Below are 23,055 nucleotides of genomic sequence, written 5' to 3' on the forward strand. Positions count from 1 at the left end.
TAACAATGAGCGACTCGTGAAATGACATCTGCGCCCGTTGCACCAAGAAAACCTGCTGCATCCAGACTGATGACTCAGCGGAAGATTGATAGAAAAATCAAATCAGGCCGTGGCTCCGGCGTAAGAGAATCCTATGAACCCTGGATCAAGATTTGGGATATACAATCGAGGGGCGTGTCTCACCTTGTGCCGGGAGTGAAATTCCATCGCAGCCATCACCTGCTATCCAACGCTGAGCGTGACTATCATCTGATCCTTGAGCAGGATCCCTCTATCATCGACGTTCGCGAGCAATTTCCGCTTTTAACACAAGCTGAAACTCAAGCGATCGCTTCGAGTCTGAACTTCCGTCACCCTGTCTACCCGGGTACTCAGGTCCCTGTCGTTATGACTACAGACTTTCTTATCACTTTCATAGATTCAGAGGGCGAAGAAAGGCTGGCCGCGCGTTCTGTAAAGTATCGAAAGGAGTTTGAGGAAGCCGGTATCAGGGAGCGGAATCGGATGGCAGAAAAGCTTGAAATCGAAGCAAAGTACTGGGCTATGAGGAAGGTAGAATGGAAACTTGTTTTCCATGAAAATCTTTCGCAAATAAAAATAAAAAACTTAACTATTCTTAGAAGTTATGCACATATCAATCCTTCTTTGCCTACGGATAAGAATGTCAATAGCCTGTTAGAATATATAGCTGGATGTGCGACTGATCAATTGCCCTTAAAAGCACTGTTAGAAAAAGCTTCAAGGTCAATTTTTATCGAATATATGGGTGTTAAGCGGCTGTTCCATCATCTTTTATGGACGGGTAGGCTTAAGACGGACCTAACTACTAGGTTGATAAGCTTATCCGAGCCTTTGCGCGTCTGGGTTAGTGAGTCGTCCTTTTCCGTTACACCAAAAATTGAGGTACCCCGCCATGCTTAGTCTGGGCGTTAACAGTATTGTTTCTCCAGGTGAGAGCTCTGGGCTTCTGAAGAAACCAGTTAGGGTTTTAGGCATAAGGGATGATTTTGTTTTAGTTATTGAATTGGGAACGAATCCATCTAAGCCTTGGCGCGTTGAAAGGTCGCTTTTAGTTGAAGAGATAAATAATGGTGCGGCGGTGCTCAATCTTGAAATGGTGCCCATGCATCTGCTTCGAAGCGATGATGAGATTGGAGAGAATGAAAAAATAAGCAGGGAAAAGAATTGGGGACTGGTACGTGGTTTAGTGGAGGGTCAGGTTCCACTCGATATTTTAACGTCTAACTTTGGAGCTCTCGTTGCTAATCATGCGCTGGTGATGGGGGTAGACCGAAAACAAATTTATCGCCTGCTTTATCGGTATTGGAGCATGGGGCAGACACGTAACGCTTTTTTATGGAATACAAGTGCATGTGGAGGGCCTGGGAAATCAAAAAACCGTGCCTCCGGTATAGTTCCTGGCCGACCGCTTAAATATCGTGGCGTAGTAGTGGACGATGGTGGCGCAATTTTGCTCGAAGCGCGACACATGGGGCATATCCGCCTGGCTTATGGTCGCGTTGCCAGTGGCAGGTGTGGCAGCCTAAAGAGAGCGCATGAATGGATGCTCGATAAATTTTATAGGTCGATCAAGTCCGATGGTTCAAAAGGAAACCTGATACGCGGCAGCTATCCCTCCATCCACCAACTGAATCATCATGGAAAACTGTTTTTTGATGAACTCTATAGGTTGAAGACTCGTGGCGGTGCAATCCGTTACAACAAAGACCATCGTCCGCTAGTCGGGTCTGCCTCGGAGGGTTTGGTCGGTGCCGGCCATCGGTACGAAATCGACTCGACCATTGCTGATGTATATCTGGTCCATCGAGTCAATCGGCTGTGGCTTATTGGCAGGCCAGTGTTGTATGTAGTGGTCGATACGTTCACCAGGATGATTGTAGGCGTTCATGTCGGTCTTGAGGGACCCAGTTGGAATGGCGCTAGGCATGCCATCTACAACGCCTGCACTGCCAAGAAAGATTTTTGCAAGCGCTACAACATTGAGATTGATGAGGGTGACTGGCCGTGCGCCCACCTGCCAGTTGAAATTGTCGCAGATCGAGCCGAGCTGCTCAGTGAAGCTGGGGAGACGATGACAAAGACCTTAGGTACGGTCCTCAAGATTTTGCCACCGTTTCGGCCGGACTGGAAAAGTATCATTGAGAGCCGGTTTCGCCTGATCAACGAAAAGCTGGACTTGAAATTTTCCCCGGGCGGCGTAGATGCTCGCAAAATGGAGCGTGGTGATCGTGACTACCAGCTGGACGCCATCTTCGATATCGATGAGTTTACTGAAATGGTCATCGTCGGTGTTCTGGCTCACAACAAGAGCCTTCGCGTCCCTCATCTTCTGAGCCGGGAGATGATCGCTGCGGAAGTAGAGCCCACTCCGATAGCTATGTGGAACTGGTCTATGGCAAACAATCTTCTGAATTCGAAAGTCGTGTCGCCTGCGGAGCTGAAGATTGCGTTGTTGCCCTCGCAGGAGTGTCGCATCGGCCGAGGCGGTATCAGTTTTCAAGGCGTGCAGTACACGTGTGAAACGGCTATCCGTTCAGAGTGGTTGGAACGCTCTCACAATTTCAAAACCAGGTACGTCAGGGTTTTTTACGATCCAAACTCGATCGAGAATTGCTGGATCAAATCTGAGGCCGGTTTCGAGCCGTTGACCATCGTACCGCAGCACCGTGCTAAGTATGCTGGGCTTCGGATGGAGGAGGTCCTCGATATGATCAAGATTTTGAACCAAGTCTCGCCTGACGCCCGATATGAAGATGCTGCCACTGGAGCACTCCTCCAGAGTCGTCAGGAGGAAATCCTTAACCGGGCGAAAGCTAAACGGAGGGCCCAAGGCAACCCAGAATCAGACGCTGAGTTTAAGCGTGACAAGCGTTCGAAGCGTGCCACAGAAACTCAGAATGAGCGTGACTTGCATACCGCTGATCTAAATCAACTCCGACTTGTAAATAACTCGCCAGACGCAGTTGAAATTTCAAATCCAGTAGTCGAGAAACCTGTTTCGGGCAGGAGCGCTGCTTTTCTGAAACTGGTGATCAACGCGGATAACGAGGCCAATCATGAGTGACTTCAGTTTTGCGCCTGCTGAGTACGTCTCGACTGGCATGCCTCAATACGATGGTAATCCCCTGATTGAGTGCCTCCCCAAGATTCTGTCGGATGTTGATGTCGTCAGACGCATCGGAAACACCCCTGCACGGCCTAATGAGACGGAAAGGGCGATGGACCCGAAACTTCGTGGCCATGGGATTAACAGGCTGAAGGACGTCGTCGTACCATTTGAAATCCACCTGCGACTGGAGGATTTGTTCAGTCAGTTGATTCGGTACGGGTACACCGGACGCAATCCTTTGCATGCGTCCACCGTAAGGCACCGATTGCCTTCTTCTGCGGAAATCAAAGGGCACGGATTTATGTCCACCGCAGAAACAATGACCCTGATCGGGTTGAGCGGAATGGGCAAAACGACCGCACTCAACGCCATTGCCAAACTTTATCCACAGGTGATCAGCCATAGTAAATACAAGGAGCAGATATTCATTGAGACGCAGGTGGTGTGGCTCAAGATCGAATGTCCGCACGATGGCTCGTTACGGGGGTTTTGTGCGGCTTTCTTCTCTTCGTTGGATGCGGCATTAGGCGTCGAGAAATATTCCAGCAGAGGCTCTACTGGTCGCAGCATCAGTGTCATGCTTCAAAACATCAGTCAACTGTGCAAAACCTTTTCTATTGGCGCGCTTATCATTGATGAAATGCAGCACCTTTGCTCGTCTCGAGGCGGCCAGGATCGTGAAAAGCTGCTCAATTTCTTCGTGACACTATCGAATGACGCGGGCGTCCCACTGGTCTATGTCGGCACAAATGCAATGCTTCCGCTGTTTTCGGGTGTATTACGAAATGCTCGCCGTGCGGCGGGAATGGGGCCGATCGCTTTTGACAGATTCTCCGAGGATGATCCATTTTGGGCGCACTTGGTGTCCCAACTCTGGGCTTACGACTGGACCAAAAATCCCGCCCCGTTGACGGGGCGGCTGCTTTCCAAAATCTACGATCTCACCCAAGGAAACACTGACTTTTTAGCCAAACTCCTAATGCTTTCTCAGCGTCACGCAATCTGGGAGGGCATCGACTCTATCTCACCAGCGTTACTTCAGCAGGTGTACGACAATCAGATGAGGCTCCTCCATAAGCCCGTTGAGGCACTCCGGAGCGGTGACCCATTGCAGATCGCTGATTTCGAGGACATGATGCCTACAAAGGACCAGATCGCGCAGATGATGAATTACGATCTGGCGCGCCGTGCCGATAGAACTCACCTTTCTCTCATTGCCCAAGCAGCGATTGCACCCGTCGAGCATATTGAAATACAGGCTGTGCAGTCGGTCCGTAAGCCAGTAGTTCCAGTTGCCAACGAGAAACTCCCAAGCGCCCACTTTTCTAAAGGCGATGATGTGGAGGCGCAACTTAAACAGCGTGGCTGGGTGGATCCGGACTCTGCCTGGTGATATGAATCGCGGGAGCCCAAGTCAATGGAGCGCTTGCATTGTTTTCCTCAGCCGTTTCCCGATGAGTTGCTCTACAGCCTAGCGGTGCGCTATCACAGACTATCGGCAAACCACAGTTATCGTCGGACAAGCCAGGATTTATTTGGCGTGTACTCTCGGACTTGCGGCTCAATCCTGCCATGCTGCTTGGGAACCTTATCTAAGGAGTTAGCCTGGGCATATTCGGTGCACGAGCTAATTAATAATTTTACGCTTTTCCCTCTCTACGAACCTTTTTTGAGTGAAGCGAAGCGCAGTGCCGCGCGAATCGCGATGGCTGGTGATTCCGGAACTGGTCTGAAGATGAGCTTAGGCCTCACAGCGTCAGGTTTCCTCAAGCATGCGTCCTTCCGGTATTGCGAAAGCTGCGTTACTGAAGACCGTCGCAATTGCGGCTCGGCCTACTGGCACCGTATTCACCAAGCGATGGGCAGTTGTGTTTGCCCCCTTCATGGGAAGGCACTCCGCGCGATTACATTTCCGAATGGAGCCGATTGGCGTTGCATGCTGCTTCCGGGAGAGGCAGTAGGTTCGCAGATCATGGAGACTCCTGCCGCATCTGCAGTTGATATCGTAAGTGAGATGCAGTTCTGGGCTCTCAATCATCCTACGGATATGCAGAGGCTCCTGGCTGGTAACTTCTTGGGACACCGGTTGGAGGAGATGGGATTTCTCAAGTCCGGCAGGATTAGAGAGCAGGCTTTACGGGCTTTTTTGAATTCGACTCTTTTACTTAACCCTCTCGCTAATGAGTTTCAAGAGATCTGCCACTCCTGTGACTGGGTATTTACAGTCTTGCGCCCCCGACAGAGGGTCATACAGCCTTTGAAATTTTACTTTCTTTGTTGGCTCCTTAAGGCAGACCTTGAGCAGCTCAGAGCTTTCGATGCTCAAGCTCATACTTGCAACAAAGAAGCACGTAAAGGCGATGACCCAGGTGCCACTTTTGATCACGCCGAAGTCCAGGCGCGTCGGGCAGCTTTCTCAAGCAGCCTCAGCATGAAATGCCATGAAAAGCCTGGCTATATGTGGCTGTACCGTCATGATAGAGGATGGTTAGCCGAGTACGTGTCTGCGCATCCTTTCACCCGATCAAGGCCAGAATTAGTCGATTGGGATGCGAGGGACCTGGCTCTTGCTCGAGAGCTGCTAATAGCGAGGGACCAGATTCTTTCTACACAAGAAAAGCCCCAAAAGATTAACCGCGCGGCTTTGGGGAGGAAAGTTGCTCGTAGCCGTGAGTTTTTGAAAATACCTAATAAATTTCCTATCAGCACCTTTCTGATGACGGATATGCTTGAATCGAACCATGACTATCAAATTCGTAAAATCAACTGGGCGGTGAGGCGTTATCTTCTACCTGAGCAAAGCTCTGTTAGCGTTGTATACCGGTGTGCCGGAATCAGGGTGCCTCATGTTACTGTTGAGGAGGTGCTACACATTCTCTCTCACGTTTGAATTTCTCGTGACTGATGCTGCGCGTTAGAGTCCATAATATAAAGATTTTAAATCTTTTCCCAGTCGAGAAGATTCTTCCGTCTTGAAAATCAGGTTAAGATATCTTTCAGCAGTCTCGCAGCCGAGAAATGCAAGTATGGTGTAATTGTTGTCTGAATAGGTCCTAGCAGGATGTTTGACGTCTACGCCAAACTCACTTTTTATAAAATTGGGGATGAACTCATCATCTTGTCTTATTTCGGTTCCATATTTTAAACGAATACTGCTAAAAATCGCCCAGTCGGCCTGATGCGACTTAGTGGTGGGTCCATCATATTTCAATAAATCGGCTATAAACTTTGAGTAAGCTAGGCTAAACGAGTCAGATTCCACGAACTTAAACTGATATTTTCGGCTGCACACCCCGAGTTTTGAAAGCTGATGTTTATTCATAGGCATTGAGCATGTGGTACATGTATCCATCAGTTTTAGATTATGAATGCTGCAGACTCGAACGGACGCGGGGACATGCCTACGGTGAACGTATGCTGTGCCATAGCTTTCAAAATCCTCTAATACGCAACTTGGGCAAATTTTCTTCCACTCCCGTGGGGTCACAACTATATCTGCTCTGGTGCGCCCAAGTGCTGTAGTCAGGGGGTATAAAGTGAAGTTCTGAAGAACTTCTTCAGAAACGTGCCGCTCTGTGAAGAAGTGAGGGAATTGAAAGATGGCATGGTTTCGCCATTCACATTTATCCCCAAGGGCGTAACCGAATCCTTTTCTCGGCACTGGTTTTATGTAGAAATCTTTCTCAGTCAGATTTTTGAGGCCCAGCATCTCATTCCCTCTCTGCAGTGCCGACGCTACGTACTCTCCAGGGAAAGGTGTGAAAATCTTCATCAAATATTCCGTAATCGGCCTTCCGTGTCAGTGCTGCAGGCGCATAAGCCGGCTATTCAACTTGATCGTTATCCGTTTGCTCATTTACCTGATTTTACTAGACTACTGCTCGGTCGGTCAGCGGTCTCATTTTGGGATGATGCCGCCGGAGGTGAGTTTTTTAGATGGCGATTCTGGTACGCATCATATTTTGAGGCTGCCAATACACGCTATTTCTAGGCTACGACGCCGTTCTGCTCTGGGTTTCTTCTTGAGTTTAGAATGCCTTTGAAAATTCATCCTTCAACGATCTTGGTATCGTTGTCAGAGATGGCTTCTTCAGGACTCTGGTGGATGTCTTAGGCGGATGATAAGCGGCATCAGTGAACCTGACTTGCGAGGATGCAAATGAAGGGACGTCGTAAGGCTAAAACTGACAAATGGCGTATGCGCGATCAGTTCATTCGCGAGGCCCGGACCATACTGGCTTCAAAACCGGACGCCGGCCAGCGTTTTCTGCGTGTCTCGGCGCAGACGGAGCTTGAGGAGCCTGTCGGACTACTTGCTGGTAGCCTCGAGGCACCGGAAGGAATTCCAACAAAAAAACACTAGCTCGTTAACTGAGATGTAGCAGTTACCCGAGCCAAAAACCTATTCTGGTTAGCGGTCCTCAATTCCTATCTCAAAGGGATGCGCAAGCAGCTGATTGCAGCTTATTTTACCGAGCGTCCAGTTCTGAAATAGTTGTCCTCAGGTTTCAGGTCTTCATGCTATGACGAGATACGGGGCATGTCGGAGCTACCCGATGACCACAAACTCGCTCGCGGCAGCTACCTGACTTGCTGCCTTTCATCTCTGGATTAAACGCTGGCCGCTAAACTGCTCTGCCATTACCACCAGAGTTGATTGCACGAGCGCACTATGACGGTGTGGCGCGATCCTTGGCTTGTGAACGCAAGCGTAGCGTTGCAGTGCTGATGCTTAGCTACCAGCGGAAATATCCAAATATATCCTGTTGACTATAAATTATAGTCGACAGGATATATTTGGATATGCGCAGGCGTTCCGGGAACACACCTTCCGGACTCCAGCATTAGGGACGATGATGTCCGCGTATTTCTACGCGGACGCGATCGCCCTTATCGCCTGCGTTTGTTCCGTTGAAGGCTTCGCCTAAATGGCGGACTAGGGCACTGGCGGTCATTGAGATACTCGTTGGCGAACTATCAATCACGGTCAAATGACAATTTCCCATCCTGAGTGATGCGCACGCTTTGTGCGTGAGCTTGCCAAATGATCCGCATCGACGCCATCTGGTTCCCCATCGAGCCCATGGATAAGCTCGCCGGCACAAAGACCGAGTTGGCTAGGGTGCATAACCACCTAGAACGCTACTTAAACAACTCAGATCGCTTAACCACGTAGCCCACAGGTTTTTTTTGCTTTTCGATAACACCCTCTTCAACAAGGCGCTGAAGCCATGCCTTTGCCTGCCCATTCGTCACGTCTAAAGCCGCAGCAATATCAGCATCTTTTGTCGGGGTTAACAGTAGCTTTTTAATCAGATCTCTTACCGTAGCAAAAAGTAAATCCGCGTGATCCACTTGTACCCTTGGGAAGGAATCCATTACTTCAGACACAACTTTCAACGTTGGCTCAACAGCATCTCTGCCGACGCAATTACTTATAGGAAGTAGAGGTTCACAAGACGCTTCTAACGAAGTCTGCGACTCTGTCATTGGCTCAGACACCGACAAGCTCTCTATTTCATCAGCGGACGATATTGAGAGTTTTGGTTGCTGAGGCGCGTCTGTGCTAGAAACCTTGATCGCAAATATTTGGTTAAAGGCTTCGACATCCTGAGGATTCGGCCAAAGTATAGCCCCCCGATTACCCAAAGCATCAAGGCCGGTAGAGGGCTCACCCGTTGATCGAATAAATACAGGCACATACCGGAGCTTATCCAGCTGCTCCACAGCACCAGCCCATGTCCCGCCTTTGTTATGGTCCGTGTTCACGACCAAGGATGCATCGGCCAGCGCATAAATGAGTTTATTACGCTGCATAGCATGACCAACGTTGAAGCCGGCATTAGGATCATAAGCAGAAACAAGAACTAATTTTCCATCACGCAAGGAATTCCTTTCCTCACGACTCATGGCAGTTCGCTCTAAGTTTTCCGCTAGAACACCAATGACCTTGCCACCCGACTGCAATGCACCCCGCATTGCAGCCAGATCAGCCCCCCTAGCCCCGCCCGATATAAGTGTTCTGTTGGCACAAGCTGCCAGCCCTCCGATGGACATGGTGTAGTCGACTAATGCGTCGTCGATTTTCCTCGACCCGACGACAGCGAGCCCACCCGATTCAAGCAGCGAAATATCTCCACACCCGTAGAGCACTGCTGGCGCATCAGCACGAAGACGAGCTTTGAGACGTCGCGGATACTCAGGGTCAGCTCGACTAATGACCCAGATAGCCCGTGTCTGCCACCGCTCGACTACCTGGCTCAACAAGAAGCCCCGTCCCAGCAGCCGTTGTAGTCGACTTTCATCTGCTATTGGCCGACATAAACGAAGAATCTCAGTGGATTCCGCGGTAAGAAGATCGGCAGGTTGTTTCTGGATCTGGTGTAAATGACTAGCTAAACGCTTGTATTCGGCAGGCGATAGTAGGTCTGGCGATTGCACGCCACGTCCAACAATTAGTGGTGCCGTAAGCAACAGTATCGCCTGCGTATTGGGTGAAAGAGGTGACATCATTCATCGTGGCCAGTTAGTGAAAGGGCCATAGGCCAAACCTCATCGCAACCGGCTTCTCGTAACAGCCAAGCTGCGACAGTTAGAGTCCATCGAGAATTGACGATGTCGTCAACCAAGAGCACCGGTCCCGCGTGAATTATCTGATCGATTTTAAGCGACCCATCAATGTTGCGGGCCTGCTGAGTAGAGTTTGCCATGGTTTTTTGCTCCGGCCTGTCCTCCGTCTTCGCGAGAACATTGTAAAAAGGTAGGCCTAACGCACTGGCTAGCCTTTTTGCAAAATTGGGTACGATCTCTGGATGCTTCAGAGACGGAATCGCAACAACCCATTCCGGAGCGGGAGTTGGCCCCCAGTTTTTAATCATTTCGACACATGCCTGAACAAGCTCATCGGAAAAATAGCCGTCAAGATATCTATTATCTCGCACAATTCTGCCCCAACCGGCGTCTCCCCATATACAAAGAGCCTTACCGGGCTGGGCTTGACGATTGGCCGGAATAAGCCCCCTTACGCCATACAGCGGCATTCCGCCGTCAGGCCACTTTTTGCGAGGCTCGATGGGAAGATTCGTACGCCGCAGGAAGGCGACCGCAGCTTTGACCAAACCAACGCTCACTGTACTGGGCAATGGAGGTAGAGCTGGCTTCTTGACCGTACCGGGGACTCCGTCCAGTGCATCAATCAAAAACGCCATATGTTGGCCGAATGGTAATCCGACATAGTCCCTCATTTGTTGGTGCTCACCCTGTCGCAACGAAGTAAGCCGCTCTGCGCGATCCCAAAAGCTTTGATTAAGGTTTGCCGCGGTAAGCTGCCACTTAGCACCTTGTTTAGCTATAGGCGCTGGCGCCTCCAGAGAAAGCAACGCCACAGTTTTTTCGACCCGGCCCTTACTCAAATTGACTTTGCTGAGCAGCTCCGGGACAGATAAACCATCAGGTGCATCTTCAAGCGCACCTAGAACCTCCGCGACCTCCTCTTGCGTCGGGAAAGCGCTACGGATAAACCAATCGGTGATTTCAGTCTCCTCCTCACCACTGAGTAGCACACCGTAGGCAGCATCTAACGCACGCCCCGCACGACCAACTTGCTGGTAGTAGGCGACCACGGAACCTGGCATCTGATAATGGATCACAAATGCTAGATCGGGCTTGTCATAACCCATGCCCAACGCCTGTGTCGCGACAAGAGCCTTGACTTCATTGTTAGACAGGGCAAGCTCAAATTCCTCCCGACGATCACCAGTCTGCCCTGTATAGGCTTCGACGTTAAAGCCTTGAGATTTCAACCATCCCGCTACTAGCAGAGCATCTCGCACGGTCAATGTGTAAATAATGCCGTGCCCATTCAATGCGGCCAACCGTTCAGCAAGCCATGCAAGACGCTCTTCTTGGCGAGGAAGGCGGATGGTTTGTAACGAAAGCGATGCACGATTGAGATCTCCACAGACAACCTCAATGTTGGGACCAAGCACCGCCTTTAAGTCATCCATAACCCGATTGTTTGCCGTGGCGGTGGTAGCAAGCAAACGAAGGTTGGGGGGCATAATTTTGACCATCCGCTCCAGCAATCGATAGTGTGGGCGGAAGTCGTGCCCCCAATCGGAGATGCAATGCGCCTCATCGATAACTAGCAGGGAGATTCGTGCAGCGACCAGCGCCAGAACCTGGGTACGGAAACGCTCATTAGCGAGGCGTTCGGGCGATATCAGGAGGATATCAATGCCACCAGCAATAAGCTGGCCTTCAATCGCACCCCAATCCTCCCTGTTGTCTGAGTTAATCGTGGCCGCTCGCACACCCATTCGCTCTGCCGCTACAACCTGATTTCGCATCAAAGCTAGTAATGGCGAGATCAGTAACGCGGGTCCAGCGCCAGCCTCCCTTAGCAGCTTAGTAGCAATGAAATATACGAAGCTCTTACCCCAGCCGGTTTTTTGAACGACTAACAAGCGCTCCTTACCTTCGACGATGTGGCGTATAGCTTCTTCTTGGCCATCCCGGAAGGTAGCATCGAGTCGTCCCGAACCTAAACGCAGGAGCTCCAAAGCACGCGCTGCATTATATTCCATGGTATTGCTCTCCATTTACCGTCAGATAGGTGATTGCTGATCCGCTGAGCAAGGTTCGAGTCATCCACTTTTCTCAATCCGCTAACTCGCAACGAACGGAGGGCAGGAGCCCCTCACCGCCTCGCATACCCTATCAGAGCGTGTCGGACGGTGCAGGACACTTCGAGCAGCATTTTTTTGCGAGGAATGCCTGCATGCCGAATGCGGTACCGAACACATGGTAGAAGGAGTCTGACCTCTCCCTAAAAAGCCCACAACCACTGGAATTTTCATTGGAGGGGTCGCGGTAGGGACGGCAGTTACCTGCCGCACCCCGCACAGATCCGAACGTGCGGAACTACCGTAACGGCTACTGCCTTGGGTACGGGACGCGAAGCGATCCTCGGGATATGGCTGTGCATTTCTGTGGCTTGGTATATAGAGGTCGGCAAGGCATCCGTAGCGTGACCACTGAAGTCGGTTACAATGCTTAATAGCCCAAATGCTCTGCTGTCAGAAGCCTGATGACGGCGAGCTCGAAATATGGATATTTCAATGCTCTGCTCTGTTGCACCTAAACCCCTCATACCTCTGTTCGCCTGTCACCGAGCATTTGCTCAGTATGCGGGCACTTTGGCGCGCGCCGCCGATAGGAATCGCGACTGGCTATGAATTACTTTTTCGAAACGGCGGCTAACATTCTTGGCAACACCAAACTGCGTACGCCCCAAATTGAGGCATACATCAAGGCGCAGGATCACTTCGCTAGCTCTGGCGAAGATGCGCTGATTGTGCTGCCCACCGGAACCGGGAAAAGTGGGCTGATCTCCATCGTACCCTTTGGGCTGGCCAACGGCAGGGTATTGATCGTAACGCCTAATCTCGTAACGAAGCAGAGCATCCGCAAGACCCAAGAGCTTCTGGAAGACAATTTCTGGATCAATCAGGACATTATTTTCAGTGCTGATGATCTTCCAGTTATCTGTGAGTATAACTCCAAGACTCTCTCCTCTAGCTTGGAGCAGAGCCATTTCATCTTCTCAAACATTCAGCAGATCCATAGCGAGCGGGCGGGGTGCTTAACCAAGCGCGTGTCGCGAGACTTCTTCGATCTCATCATCATCGATGAGGGTCACCATGCCCCGGCAGAGACGTGGCAAAGAACGCTTGGATATTTCGCGAAGGCCAAAAAGATTTTCATCACTGGCACCCCTTTCCGTGGTGACAAACAAGAAGTCCCAGGAAAGCTGATCCACGAAACGCCTCTCTCCGAAGTCATGCGGGATCGGTACGTCAAGTGGTTGAGGAAAGAGACCGTCAATGCGCACGAACTCTACTTTACCTTGGCAGAGCAGCCGGATGTTCGCCTGTCTAAGGAAGAGGTTCTTGCCTTGAAGGACAAGGAGTGGCTAGAACGAAGCGTAGCGCTCTCACCTGAATGCTCTATGGATGTGATTGAGCGAAGCATAGCCAATCTTAGCGAGCTACGTAAGGTATCGCCAAAAGTGCCGCATAAGATCCTTGCTGTTGGGTGCAGCATTTCACATGCGGTAGACCTCCAGACCTGGTACGAGTCCAAGAGCCTGACTGCGGCTATCGTGCACAGCGATATGGAGCAGTCAGATCTTGATGCAGCCTTCCGGGCGATCGATAACCACGAGTGCGACGTTGTCATTTCCGTGAACATGCTCATGGAGGGCTATGACCATCGCTACCTCACAGTGCTTGCCTTGTTCCGTCCCTATCGCAGCATCAACGCGTTTGCGCAGATCATCGGCCGTGTGCTTCGTGCAATCCCGGCTGAAGAGATCACAGCATTTGAGGTGGACAACAATGCGGTAGTGATTTATCACGAGGAAACTGGTCTGGATTCGATGTGGGGCTCTTTCCAGAAAGAAGTCGACCGTGCCCAGCATCAACGAACGCGCGAGTACACCATCACCGACACAGAGTACACGAGGAAAGAACATTCCTTAGCCGGTGTCACCTCATCTGATGCGTTCGTGAGCGACCAAGACTCTTACCTTGATGACCTGGATTTCAACAAAATATTTTCCGAAAAGCGGGCTGAAATCGACTCTATAGCGACTCAAAAGCTGCAGGCCATGTCTGCGCTCGCAGATTACGATGAAGCCACGTTGGCGCAGTTCAAGAGCCTCATCATCAATGCTGAAACCAGGAAAGCTGCTCAGGCGATCGATCCCAATCTTGTAGCGAAACGGCCTGAAATCGCCCGCAAGCAACTACGTGAGATACTCACAAAAAAGGCTCAGGATGAGGTCGCTACGCTGCTTAGCGACCTAGGGATCGACGAGAAAGCGTCTACCCTCTATCCGAAATTCAGCCGACACCTGGTGGGGATTCAGTCAACCATGCCCAACGACGGTATACTGGTGAGATTTATCAACGCAAAGCTCGTGAAGAAATTCGGTAAGGTCACTGAACGGGACACTAACGCGCTGTCCAGGTCTATTGAGCATGTCGAAGTAATCATGGCTGAACTTAGGGGTATGCTGAAATGAGTCTCGAAACCATCAAAACGCTTGTTGACGAGCTCACAACACTTCACGTAACTCGTGGTGTTCAGCCGAGCGAATTGGTCGACAACCTCTTTGAGGATGAGTATGTCGAGTCCTCCGCACGGAAGACCTCTGCCGGATTGATCTTCGAGCTGACGTTCACGGAGACAGCCGAGGAGGAGTCCTCGAGTAAGGTCACGATGCGCTACACCTACGACCGCAACCGTCATCTTGTACGCGTAGAGCAGAAAGTAGCGACTAAGAGATTCTGCGTTCAGTGGGATCGGGCTCGGGCAGTCCAAGAGCGTATTGAGAAGCTGGAAGTGTTGCTTTCTGGCAAGCTTCTTCATGCCCGCGTTGCTCGAATACTGGCGACTATACCCAAAGACTACCTTGCGCTCGCCCCTCGGCTTCAACTAGTCGCGTAAACATCCTGCCTTCCTCTCACTGCGGCTGACTCCACCGGTCATGATCTCGCTGCAGTGAACGTCCGCTTTCGAGGGCGCCAGGCAGGGGCCATCACGGAAAAGTCATCGTTCGTGACCAGCCCGAAGTTGTCATATTGTTGCCGCTGATGCTGAGCTGACCCAGCTGCCGAAATTTCGCTGACCTAAGTGTCTACTTCGTAAAGCATCAGCAAGTCTGACTTTGGGCTGAATACTTATGGGGGCAACGCCAAGTCGGCAGATGGATCAATTCTGCATCAGCTATAACGCGATGATGGGCATCGGCTCACAATTGGCGTGCACTAGTAGCGCTATCATAGGTGGATTGCTAGCCCTCGGTCGCTGTCGAGGCAGAGCTTGTGGAAGCGTTCAAGCTAATATCAATACTTAGACCAACCCGGGCGGCCATCAAGTTCTTCCAGAAACCCGTCATCGTCATGGACCGCCCGATAGCCGCTCGACACTGGACGGTGATCAAGCTCATCGAAAATGAGGATGGACTGAGTTTGCTTGGTCGGTAGGTGATAGGTTGCTTGCTCGAAGCAAGCGAACCGATGAGCATCATCACTATGGCTCCAATCAGTGCCCTCGGTATCCGCCTCATACAGGCCACCGATCCCAGCTCTGAACGCCTTGGCTGCGGCGGAATTTTGAGGAAGCGGAATACCCCGGTTGATCCACACTCTCGATTCACGAAGCGCCTTCGAACCGATGGAATATTTGACCACGCCATCTTCTGCGACGACGAATGCTACGTGACCATTCGAGGCTTGAGCAAATCTGGAGGCAATGCATGATCGGGAGGCCTGGAACTGCTCGGCCAAATCGGCAAGATGCTCCAAGCTGAAGTCCTTTTCCTCCGCAAGTGGTTGGATCAACCCCCAAGGAACCAAGCACTCCGCAGCGAAGATGTCACAGAGCACCTCCTCCTCGTGGCGCCCCGTGAAGCGCTCCAATTCATCAGCTGGAACTTTCTCGCCATGCTTGGATGGGAGCTCAAGAACGTGGTGCGCGATCTCGTGCAGGATAGTGAAGCGCTGGCGCAGTAAGCTGTCTCTTTCGTTTACCCATATGAATTTCTTTTCGCCGCGCTTGAATGTGCTACCTGCTTCACCATCCTCCAAGTCTTTGCGAGAAACTTTGAAGCCTAGGGATTGGGCGAGCGCCTCTACATCTACTGGCGCTGAAGTGACGCTCGCATCTCTAAGCAGTTTACGAGCTCGAGCCACTACAACAGTTTCGTCCATGAAATCCCTCTCTAGTCCATTTCCAAGAGCATATTGATTCGCTTGAGCCAGGCTTCTTTCGTGGTGGGGCGCTCGCCTCGGAAGCTCATTGATGCGGCGTCCTCCAGGACATCCCACGGGAGATCTACGCGGGAAGTCATCAAGTCATAGAGCGCATCGTCGACGGTTACTGACTTAGCCAAGAGACGAAACACCTCACCCTCTCGCTCATCTAGCTCGAGCGCATGGCTCAGGCGCGCGACGACTTCATCTGAAGGCGCTGCCCGATCTCCTTTCTCCAATCTCCAGATGTAAGCGTGATCCAAGTCGCCTGCACGCTTTTCCAAGTCCCGAAAACTCAGCTCTTTTCGTTCACGCATGGTAGCGATGAACCCGGCCAAATCCATTTTTTTCTCCAACCTATTGCAATGCCCAGACGGGCGGGAGTAGTCTGTTGCCTAGACAGACAACAGCTCGCGATTCATCACTCATGATAAGCGGCTTTTTTTTGAAGTCCACTGTTGTCTGGCTGGACAACGACTCCCGGGTCGTTTTTTAAGATCGGTGGTGTTGTCTGCCTAGGCAACAGCTCATTTGGTTCGGATACGAGGATTTTTCCCTATGTCACAGTTGAACGATTTTGAGGTTGAGGACGTGGCCGCCGCCGTCTTGGCGGGCCGCGCGGTACGGGATCACGGCCCGTACAAAATCGAGCTCGGCAATGATGCTCTGGAATACCGGCCACTGGTGATCGCTGATCCTGTTCCAACCGGGCAGCAAGTATTGGAGGCTGCGGAGCTCCGTCCGGTGGACGAGTACCTGCTGTTTCAGGTTCTCACCAACGGCCACTTGGAGCTGCTCAGCCCTAGTGAAACCAGTGACTTGCGCCTGGCCGGCATCGAGAGGTTCCTGGCATTCAAGAGCGACCGTACCTTCCGCTTCTTCATCGATGGACGTGCGCAGGACTGGGGCGCTCAGCGCATTTCTGGTCGCACCTTGAAGCAGTTGGCAGGCGTGGATGCTCAGAAATACGACATCTTCCTGGTCATCCCGGGCGATGACGATGAACTGATTGAGGATCGTGATCTGTTCGACTTGGCGCGCCCTGGTGTCGAGCACTTCGCAGCGGTGGAGATCAACATCAAGGCCTTCGTCAACACGCTGCCTGTGTTCATCCACTCCCGCAGCCTCACCTACTGGGAAGTAGTGCGGCTTGCCTACCCGGAAGCTGAGCCAGGCCCGAATGCCCATTTCACCGTGACCTTTGCCAAGGGGCACGAAGGGAATTCTCTCACCAACCTGGTCGATGGCCAACACGTCCGTATCAAGAAGGGGATGCACTTCAATGTCACACCAACTGATAAGTCGTAGTCCTTACCTCCTGCGCTTGCGCAATGAAGGGTACAACTTGGACACCAAGGAGGGTTACCTCTTGGTTCGGGACGTGCCCTACGTAAATGCTCAGCGCCAGGTTTGCAAAGGCATGTTGGTCATGGCGCTGAATCTGGTGGCTGATGTTGCGGGCCAACCGAGCGACCATACTGCACATTTCATTGGTGACTGCCCTTGCGATTCGCAAGGGCATCCCCTCGAGCAAATTATCAACAATAGCAATCTGAATTCGCTGTTGCCAGATCTGGTCGTGAACCATTATTTCTCGGCCAAGCCCCGCAGTGGCAACTACGCCGATTACTACGAGAAGGTCTCGATCTACGTTTCGATTCTGAGTGGCCAGGCGGAAGCGCTCGATAACTGTGTTACCGCGAAAACCTTCGCGCCTATTCGGTCGGAGGTTGAAGAGACTGTGTTCACTTACACCGACACGGCGTCAGCACGTGCCGGCATCGGAACGCCTACTGAGAAGTTCAAAGGACTGAAGGTCGCAATCGTCGGACTCGGAGGTACCGGTGCTTACATCCTGGATCAGGTTGCGAAAACGCCGGTGGCAGAAATCCATCTCTTCGATGGTGATGCACTCCATCAGCACAATGCTTTCCGCTACCCAGGCGCTGTCACCTTCGCCCATCTCGAACGGGGGATGATGAAGGTAGAGTACCTGCACGAGGTGTACGGTGAGATGCATCGCAATGTCGTTCCTCATGTGTGCATGATCACAGCAGAAAATATCGCTGAGCTCAGAGCCTTCGACTACGTGTTCCTCAGCGTCGACAACACGGCGGTTCGTGAGCTGGTGGTGCGGGAGCTTCGTGGTACTGGCACCTCACTGCTAGACGTTGGAATGGGCGTTCACTTGGTAGGAGAAACGCATCAGGTTTGGGGCACTTGCCGAGTCACGACACTCACACCTGGGCATCATGACCACGCCAATCGCACCATGCCGCTGACCGAGAACGCTGGGGAGGATGTCTACCGCTCGAACATTCAGATTGCTGATCTGAATGCCCTCAACGCGGTACTGGCGATTGGTACCTGGAAACGGCTGTGTGGTTTCTACGTCGACAACGTCCAGGCTGATCACTTCACCTACTCGACCAACCTGAACGAGATGGGCAACAGCGAGGAGCGCCCATGAGCATTAAGAGCCTCACGCCTCAATTCGTTGAGCATTTCCCGGAGAGGCTAGAGCCGGGTGAGCTCTACTTGGCAATGGAGTTCGCGACTGCAGCACACCTGTGTGCCTGTGGTTGCGGCAACAAGGTGATCACACCGTTCTCTCCAACCGACTGGCAGATGTCATTTGATGGCCAAACGGTGTCGCTCAAGCCTTCTATTGGCAATTGGACGTTCAAGTGCCGTTCACACTACTGGGTTCGCTCTGGCAGCATCGAGTGGTCAGGTGATATGTCCCAAGATGCAATCGATGCAGGGCGCAGACGTGACAAGCAGGCGAAGGCACGACTGCAAGCAAATCGACCTAGTGATGATGCAATCCGTCAACCAACTCCAGTCGTCCAAGCGCAACTCCAAGCTCCATCGCTGCTCGGAAAGCTGAGGAAGTGGCTGAGAATCTGATGATTTTAGCGAGCGTCCCGATCTGATAACTAAGGAGGGCTTAGTCAATAAGGCGTGAGCCCCATTCCTTTAACAGCTCGTTTGCCATGCCTACGCCGACACAGTGAGTTGAGGGGTGTGAAAATAGGCCCGACTCAACGCCAGGACTATTTTCCATTGGTCGTCACGAATGCCGTGCCCGAAAATCAAACTAGCTCAGCTAAATGGCTTTCATAGCCGGGTATCCAAGCCGCAACATGTTGGATGACAAACTCTCACAGTGGCAGGTACGCTCGGCGCTCTACCCGAGGACAACTGGTATCGCCCATTCGAAACGAGCAGGCTATCCAGTCAAAGCAGGAGCGCTTATCCATGCTAGACACCACTCTTTCTGATCAACAACTGATCGACACCTTCCTTCTCCAGATCTTGGAAAACGAAGCCAAAGGCGTGCTTCAGGATCTGCTCGCTCAGCCGACTCTAGCCATGCAGTTTCTTTTCTTTTCAGAAGAAGCAACCCGAAAGTCCATCAAGCATGTAGTGGGAATTTTTGACGAGTGCTACCGAGCAGGGCAACTGAAGGTTGCCATGAGCCATGAAAATGGCTGCCTTTACGGTTATGCGTTGCTGTTCGTTCATCCAGACCCAAACGTTCCGCGCTATTGTCACAAAATCTTTGTTTTCCCAGATTTTCGCGGCCACGGTATTGGCTCTCAGATTCTCAATGCGCTAATCGACGATCCGCGCGATACCGCCCTGTTGTGCGGCTATGACCTGATAGATTTTTACGAGAATGCTGGACTTGAGCAAAAAGGCGCATTCGTGGCTCCTGGGAAGCAGCAAGGATTTGCCCTAACTCAAGGAATGTACGCAGACCTGGTTGTGATGGGCACACCAGGAGCAAGTGTGGCGGCAGGTGTATTCATGCTCAACGATGACGACGTAAAGGCCCTATTGGCCTGCGCGTGACTCACCTAAGCCAGCCTGTAAAAAAGCGCCACCCCATGCAATGCATGAACTGCTGATCAAAGCAGGCATCAGAGATGCCTCCAAACGTGACACTTGTGCCAATGAGAGATTGCTGAACCTAATGAAGTACATCCTATTTTTCGTTGCTGCCGCATCGACTTTATGGCAGCTGAGTTTCCAAAACCAATCTTGGTGGAGTTTTTTTCTGCTGTCAGCGATATCCGTCTCATGGATTCTCGGTACGGTATACACCTATGACTGTATTCAAGCTTTGACTGGACGAAGCTCCCCCTATTACAGGGAATTTTATGGTGAGCTAAAGAAGGATTTCTGTATAGCACTACTCAGTGGCTTATCACTTACATTCATTATAAACATCTCTTCGGCTGTTTACAGCCTGTCAAGCATTGACATAGCTTTCGCTGGCTTTCCATTTTTATTGTTAAGCGTGTATGACAGCTTTGCGTTGCGAAAGCGAAAGATCGTCGGTGTTCGACTTCCTAAGGCTATGACTCGCTCCATGATTGGGCTTCAGCTTTTCATCATAGGCATATTTATCTATTACCTAATACAGATCAGCTCCAGTGCATTCGCGCCCGGAGAATCCCTGTGGATTCAGATAACGCTCTTATTGACTGCCCTATGTCTTTGTGTGTTTTCACACCAGATGGTCTTCATTCTTACAAAACAGAGAATGGAGATCTCCCCTGCGATACTTGGAATATTTGAAAGTATTAAAATGAGCAAAGGCATTTATAGGCAGGCTGGTGTAATGGCAGAGCAGTGGAACAAAATTGTATTTGATAAGAAGCTAGAGCAGCGTAAGAAAAAAGCTAAAAAGCACAAGCGCTGAAATATCCGGGCTGCTGTACACCCACCAAGTAATGGTCGTAGCCACTGACCTGTTTTTCATGAGGATCGGCCACCGCTTTGTCCAATACTCCGCTCCCGAGAAAATCCCGTTTAGCGGATGCCATTGGAGATGGACTGCTCCGCGAAAGCATTCAGCGATGTCCCTCATCCACGACGGGTTACCGTAACTGAACAGCCTTATGGGCAATCTTCACGCTCTGCGTTAGGGACCATGACTAACTGCCCCCAGTTGGATTGCAATTTCAGAGGTGTCCGAAGAGCATAAGGAGATAACCGGTGAAAGCCTGCCCCTTGCCTCCACCGATGTCTTTCAGCCACATATGGAGCAACAAATGTACTGCACCCATTGCAGCGCATCCCACAGCGAGCTTGATCGGTTCTGCAGTCAGTGTGGAAAAAGCCTTGCTGACTCTACCCAGCACTACATATCCACTTCCGGCGACCGCAGCTTCAACGCTGGTCAACATAACGTCTTTACCGGAAATACGATCAGTCTGGAACCCAGTCGAAGTGATCCCGAGCCGCAGGCCTACATTGATCGAATCAAAACTCGCCCTCTGACGGTTGCAGGGCATCCGATCAAAGCCGTTTGGATAACGTTCTCAGGCATCCTTGGAATGGTGGGAAGTATCGCCAGTATCTGGAGCGTATGGCAGTCGACAACCCAGTACTTCTTGATATTCCTGATGGCATTCAGCATGGTAACTCTAGTGGTGGGCATGGGTCTGAGCCGTCAGCGTTTTACACGACTGTCTCAATTTCTCACTATCGAGTCGAACAAAGCAGGCGATGTGTTTCTGACCAAAATCGAGGGCAAATGTCCCAAATGCGACGGCGTTTTGAAGCTGCGGGATATTGGAGAAAAAGAGCAGCGAGCGACAATCGTGCGATGTACTCGAAATCCTGATCACTCCTGGCTGTTCGACCCGACAGTTCTGGGTGAGCCTGGCGTCGAAGACTCTCATTAGTCGAAGTGAGTGGCTCAGCCCATGACGGCTGTTCATAGTCGAAAAGATCAAATGGCCAGCGCGTATGAATAACCATGATGTCTTAGCCTGTGCCTTTTTACTTCAAGAGCAGCGACGATGGACCCCAAGGTGCATATTCACGCTTGCGCGGAGCTGAGCGAGGCGGTGACAACCCAACCAGCTCAGGCAGAGGACGTATGAATCAATACCAAGGAGCAGTATTTTTCGTGGATATGCTGGGGGTCGGCGCGCTGACGCAGAACCAGGTGACCCTAGGTGAGGGTGATTTCAAAGCCTGGGGAATGAGCCCATCCATTTCTCCATCAGCGAATCTATTCTGCGGGCAGCTACTTACCACATTTCGATCTTGCTTAGCAGCAGTCAGGACATCCCATAAGCAGATCAAGATTGCTCAGCTATCTGACTGCGCATACATCTGGTCCGAGAATGTTCTCGCGGTTTTGGATGCGGCTCGCGCATTCATGTGGGAGTCAGTCAACGCAGGCCTGCTCTCTAGAGGTGGAATTTCATATGGGGAGATTGTAGAGCCAGACAAGATCAATCGCGCGATCGGCCATTTCATTTTAGGCGGTGCAGTTACTCGGGCCGTAGGGCTGGAAAAAGCGGGAAAAGGATGCAGAGTTTTTGTTGATGATTTGATCCATCGCCAGATACAAAAATCCGATGCTGTTCGCTTCAAAGATGAAGCTTTTAGCTCACTTAAGAACCCGCTTGACGGAACAGTTGTTAGAGAGTTCTGCTGGTATGCAACAGGTGGAAGCGTGGCAGATTGGTCGAACGAACCACATGTTGCCGCGACAAAGCTGATCACCATTCTGACTAAGCTGCAATTTTCTCCGCGCTTCAGCTGGAACCAGGCTAATCAGCATGGCCGGATTCAGCTAGCTTGCAGCGTTGACTCCATCTCCGCCGCCACACCCACCTTCATCGGCAATGGAAATTATATGCTGAAGGGGGAGGAATATCTTCTGCAGCTAGAGGCTAATAATGATCGTTTCACGTCGAATTTCCAGCAAGTTTTAAGCGCACGGCTGGCAGACATCGAAAGATTTTTCGTCGATGGGATTCAGAAAGACCCAATGCAGCGATGGATTGAGCGACACAGCTAAGACCCGAGATTGCGATGAGACTTACTCCTCGCCTACCCAAAGCTGCTTTCGGCAGTGAAAGCCACCTAGCCATGCTTACGCGTCGGTCCGTTATTTTTCGCTCTACTTGATCTTCCCAATCTGAATGGATAGTTTGATGCCGTCCTACCTGCGACTGGGCGAGTAGCTAACCGGGACACGATCGCTGCTTTACCAAACCAGCATCTTGGCTTTCTAAATCAAGGCTGACAGTGAATATAAAATCTTGCCTGCGTGTAGCGCGCTGACTGTCTCCAGAC

18 protein-coding genes are annotated in these 23,055 nt (G+C 51.3%); 13 read left to right on the forward strand and 5 right to left on the reverse strand.

Annotation, left to right across the window (positions count from 1 at the left end):
• Nucleotides 1-21 precede the first annotated feature (21 nt).
• The 4 genes from AACY52_RS16430 to AACY52_RS16445 are packed head-to-tail and all read left to right on the forward strand — an operon-like array spanning nucleotide 22 to nucleotide 6,020.
• Entirely contained in the window at nucleotides 22-921 is a 900-nt protein-coding gene (locus tag AACY52_RS16430; RefSeq protein WP_370468029.1) for a TnsA endonuclease N-terminal domain-containing protein, read from the forward strand.
• On the forward strand, nucleotides 914-3,085 hold the full coding sequence (locus AACY52_RS16435; protein WP_130184092.1) for a Mu transposase C-terminal domain-containing protein: 2,172 nt from the start codon (nucleotides 914-916) through the stop codon (nucleotides 3,083-3,085). Before AACY52_RS16430 ends, AACY52_RS16435 begins: the two co-directional genes overlap by 8 nt.
• The gene (locus tag AACY52_RS16440; protein ID WP_130184093.1) at nucleotides 3,078-4,523 is read left to right on the forward strand and encodes an ATP-binding protein; all 1,446 of its coding nucleotides are present in this window, start codon (nucleotides 3,078-3,080) and stop codon (nucleotides 4,521-4,523) included. Before AACY52_RS16435 ends, AACY52_RS16440 begins: the two co-directional genes overlap by 8 nt.
• Nucleotides 4,524-4,547: 24 nt before the next feature.
• Complete coding sequence (locus AACY52_RS16445) at nucleotides 4,548-6,020, forward strand: TnsD family Tn7-like transposition protein (RefSeq protein WP_339418539.1); 1,473 nt, start codon at nucleotides 4,548-4,550, stop codon at nucleotides 6,018-6,020.
• 24 nt (nucleotides 6,021-6,044) lie between these two features.
• Here AACY52_RS16445 and AACY52_RS16450 read toward each other — a convergent pair whose 3' ends face one another.
• The 3 genes from AACY52_RS16450 to AACY52_RS16460 all read right to left on the reverse strand — a co-directional run bounded on the left by AACY52_RS16450 (nucleotide 6,045) and on the right by AACY52_RS16460 (nucleotide 11,715).
• Nucleotides 6,045-6,902 carry a TniQ family protein gene (locus AACY52_RS16450; RefSeq protein ID WP_339418541.1) on the reverse strand — a complete coding sequence of 286 codons (858 nt, stop codon included), beginning with the start codon at nucleotides 6,900-6,902 and terminating at the stop codon, nucleotides 6,045-6,047.
• A 1,370-nt stretch (nucleotides 6,903-8,272) separates the two neighbouring features.
• On the reverse strand, nucleotides 8,273-9,640 hold the full coding sequence (locus tag AACY52_RS16455) for a DNA-processing protein DprA (protein WP_370468030.1): 1,368 nt from the start codon (nucleotides 9,638-9,640) through the stop codon (nucleotides 8,273-8,275).
• A complete protein-coding gene (locus tag AACY52_RS16460; protein ID WP_339560622.1) occupies nucleotides 9,640-11,715 on the reverse strand; it encodes a DEAD/DEAH box helicase in 2,076 nt (691 codons plus the stop codon). Before AACY52_RS16460 ends, AACY52_RS16455 begins: the two co-directional genes overlap by 1 nt.
• A 647-nt stretch (nucleotides 11,716-12,362) precedes the next feature.
• Between AACY52_RS16460 and AACY52_RS16465 the strand changes: the two genes are divergently transcribed.
• Together AACY52_RS16465 and AACY52_RS16470 are read left to right on the forward strand one after the other, a co-directional pair.
• Complete coding sequence (locus AACY52_RS16465; RefSeq protein WP_339418547.1) at nucleotides 12,363-14,216, forward strand: DEAD/DEAH box helicase family protein; 1,854 nt, start codon at nucleotides 12,363-12,365, stop codon at nucleotides 14,214-14,216.
• Nucleotides 14,213-14,641 (forward strand): hypothetical protein, encoded by a 429-nt coding sequence (locus tag AACY52_RS16470; protein WP_130184099.1) that lies wholly within the window; start codon nucleotides 14,213-14,215, stop codon nucleotides 14,639-14,641. The genes AACY52_RS16465 and AACY52_RS16470 overlap by 4 nt, the downstream gene beginning before the upstream one ends.
• A gap of 398 nt (nucleotides 14,642-15,039) precedes the next feature.
• Here the strand turns inward: AACY52_RS16470 and AACY52_RS16475 are convergent, their stop codons facing one another.
• Entirely contained in the window at nucleotides 15,040-15,906 is an 867-nt protein-coding gene (locus AACY52_RS16475; protein ID WP_339418549.1) for an ImmA/IrrE family metallo-endopeptidase, read from the reverse strand.
• 11 nt (nucleotides 15,907-15,917) lie between these two features.
• Nucleotides 15,918-16,292, reverse strand: a complete 375-nt coding sequence (locus tag AACY52_RS16480) for a helix-turn-helix domain-containing protein (protein WP_130184101.1) — start codon at nucleotides 16,290-16,292, stop codon at nucleotides 15,918-15,920.
• A 214-nt stretch (nucleotides 16,293-16,506) separates the two neighbouring features.
• On the opposite strand from AACY52_RS16480, the gene AACY52_RS16485 reads away from it, so the two are divergent.
• The 7 genes from AACY52_RS16485 to AACY52_RS16515 all read left to right on the forward strand — a co-directional run bounded on the left by AACY52_RS16485 (nucleotide 16,507) and on the right by AACY52_RS16515 (nucleotide 22,777).
• Nucleotides 16,507-17,256 (forward strand): multiubiquitin domain-containing protein, encoded by a 750-nt coding sequence (locus AACY52_RS16485; protein WP_339418552.1) that lies wholly within the window; start codon nucleotides 16,507-16,509, stop codon nucleotides 17,254-17,256.
• Nucleotides 17,231-18,418 (forward strand): ThiF family adenylyltransferase, encoded by a 1,188-nt coding sequence (locus tag AACY52_RS16490; protein WP_339418553.1) that lies wholly within the window; start codon nucleotides 17,231-17,233, stop codon nucleotides 18,416-18,418. The genes AACY52_RS16485 and AACY52_RS16490 overlap by 26 nt, the downstream gene beginning before the upstream one ends.
• Nucleotides 18,415-18,858: a DUF6527 family protein gene (locus AACY52_RS16495; RefSeq protein ID WP_130184104.1), complete on the forward strand. Its 444-nt coding sequence runs from the start codon at nucleotides 18,415-18,417 to the stop codon at nucleotides 18,856-18,858. Before AACY52_RS16490 ends, AACY52_RS16495 begins: the two co-directional genes overlap by 4 nt.
• Before the next feature lie 351 nt (nucleotides 18,859-19,209).
• Nucleotides 19,210-19,806, forward strand: coding sequence for a GNAT family N-acetyltransferase (locus tag AACY52_RS16500; RefSeq protein WP_339418555.1), 597 nt, complete (start codon nucleotides 19,210-19,212; stop codon nucleotides 19,804-19,806).
• Between the two features lie 40 nt (nucleotides 19,807-19,846).
• Complete coding sequence (locus AACY52_RS16505; protein WP_339560623.1) at nucleotides 19,847-20,659, forward strand: hypothetical protein; 813 nt, start codon at nucleotides 19,847-19,849, stop codon at nucleotides 20,657-20,659.
• A 268-nt stretch (nucleotides 20,660-20,927) separates the two neighbouring features.
• Nucleotides 20,928-21,647, forward strand: coding sequence for a hypothetical protein (locus tag AACY52_RS16510; RefSeq protein ID WP_339560624.1), 720 nt, complete (start codon nucleotides 20,928-20,930; stop codon nucleotides 21,645-21,647).
• Between the two features lie 197 nt (nucleotides 21,648-21,844).
• Nucleotides 21,845-22,777 (forward strand): hypothetical protein, encoded by a 933-nt coding sequence (locus AACY52_RS16515; protein ID WP_339418560.1) that lies wholly within the window; start codon nucleotides 21,845-21,847, stop codon nucleotides 22,775-22,777.
• The last annotated feature ends 278 nt before the right edge of the window (nucleotides 22,778-23,055 follow it).

This window comes from Pseudomonas sp. EA_65y_Pfl1_P113 (assembly GCF_963970525.1).
Lineage (GTDB): Bacteria > Pseudomonadota > Gammaproteobacteria > Pseudomonadales > Pseudomonadaceae > Aquipseudomonas > Aquipseudomonas tritici.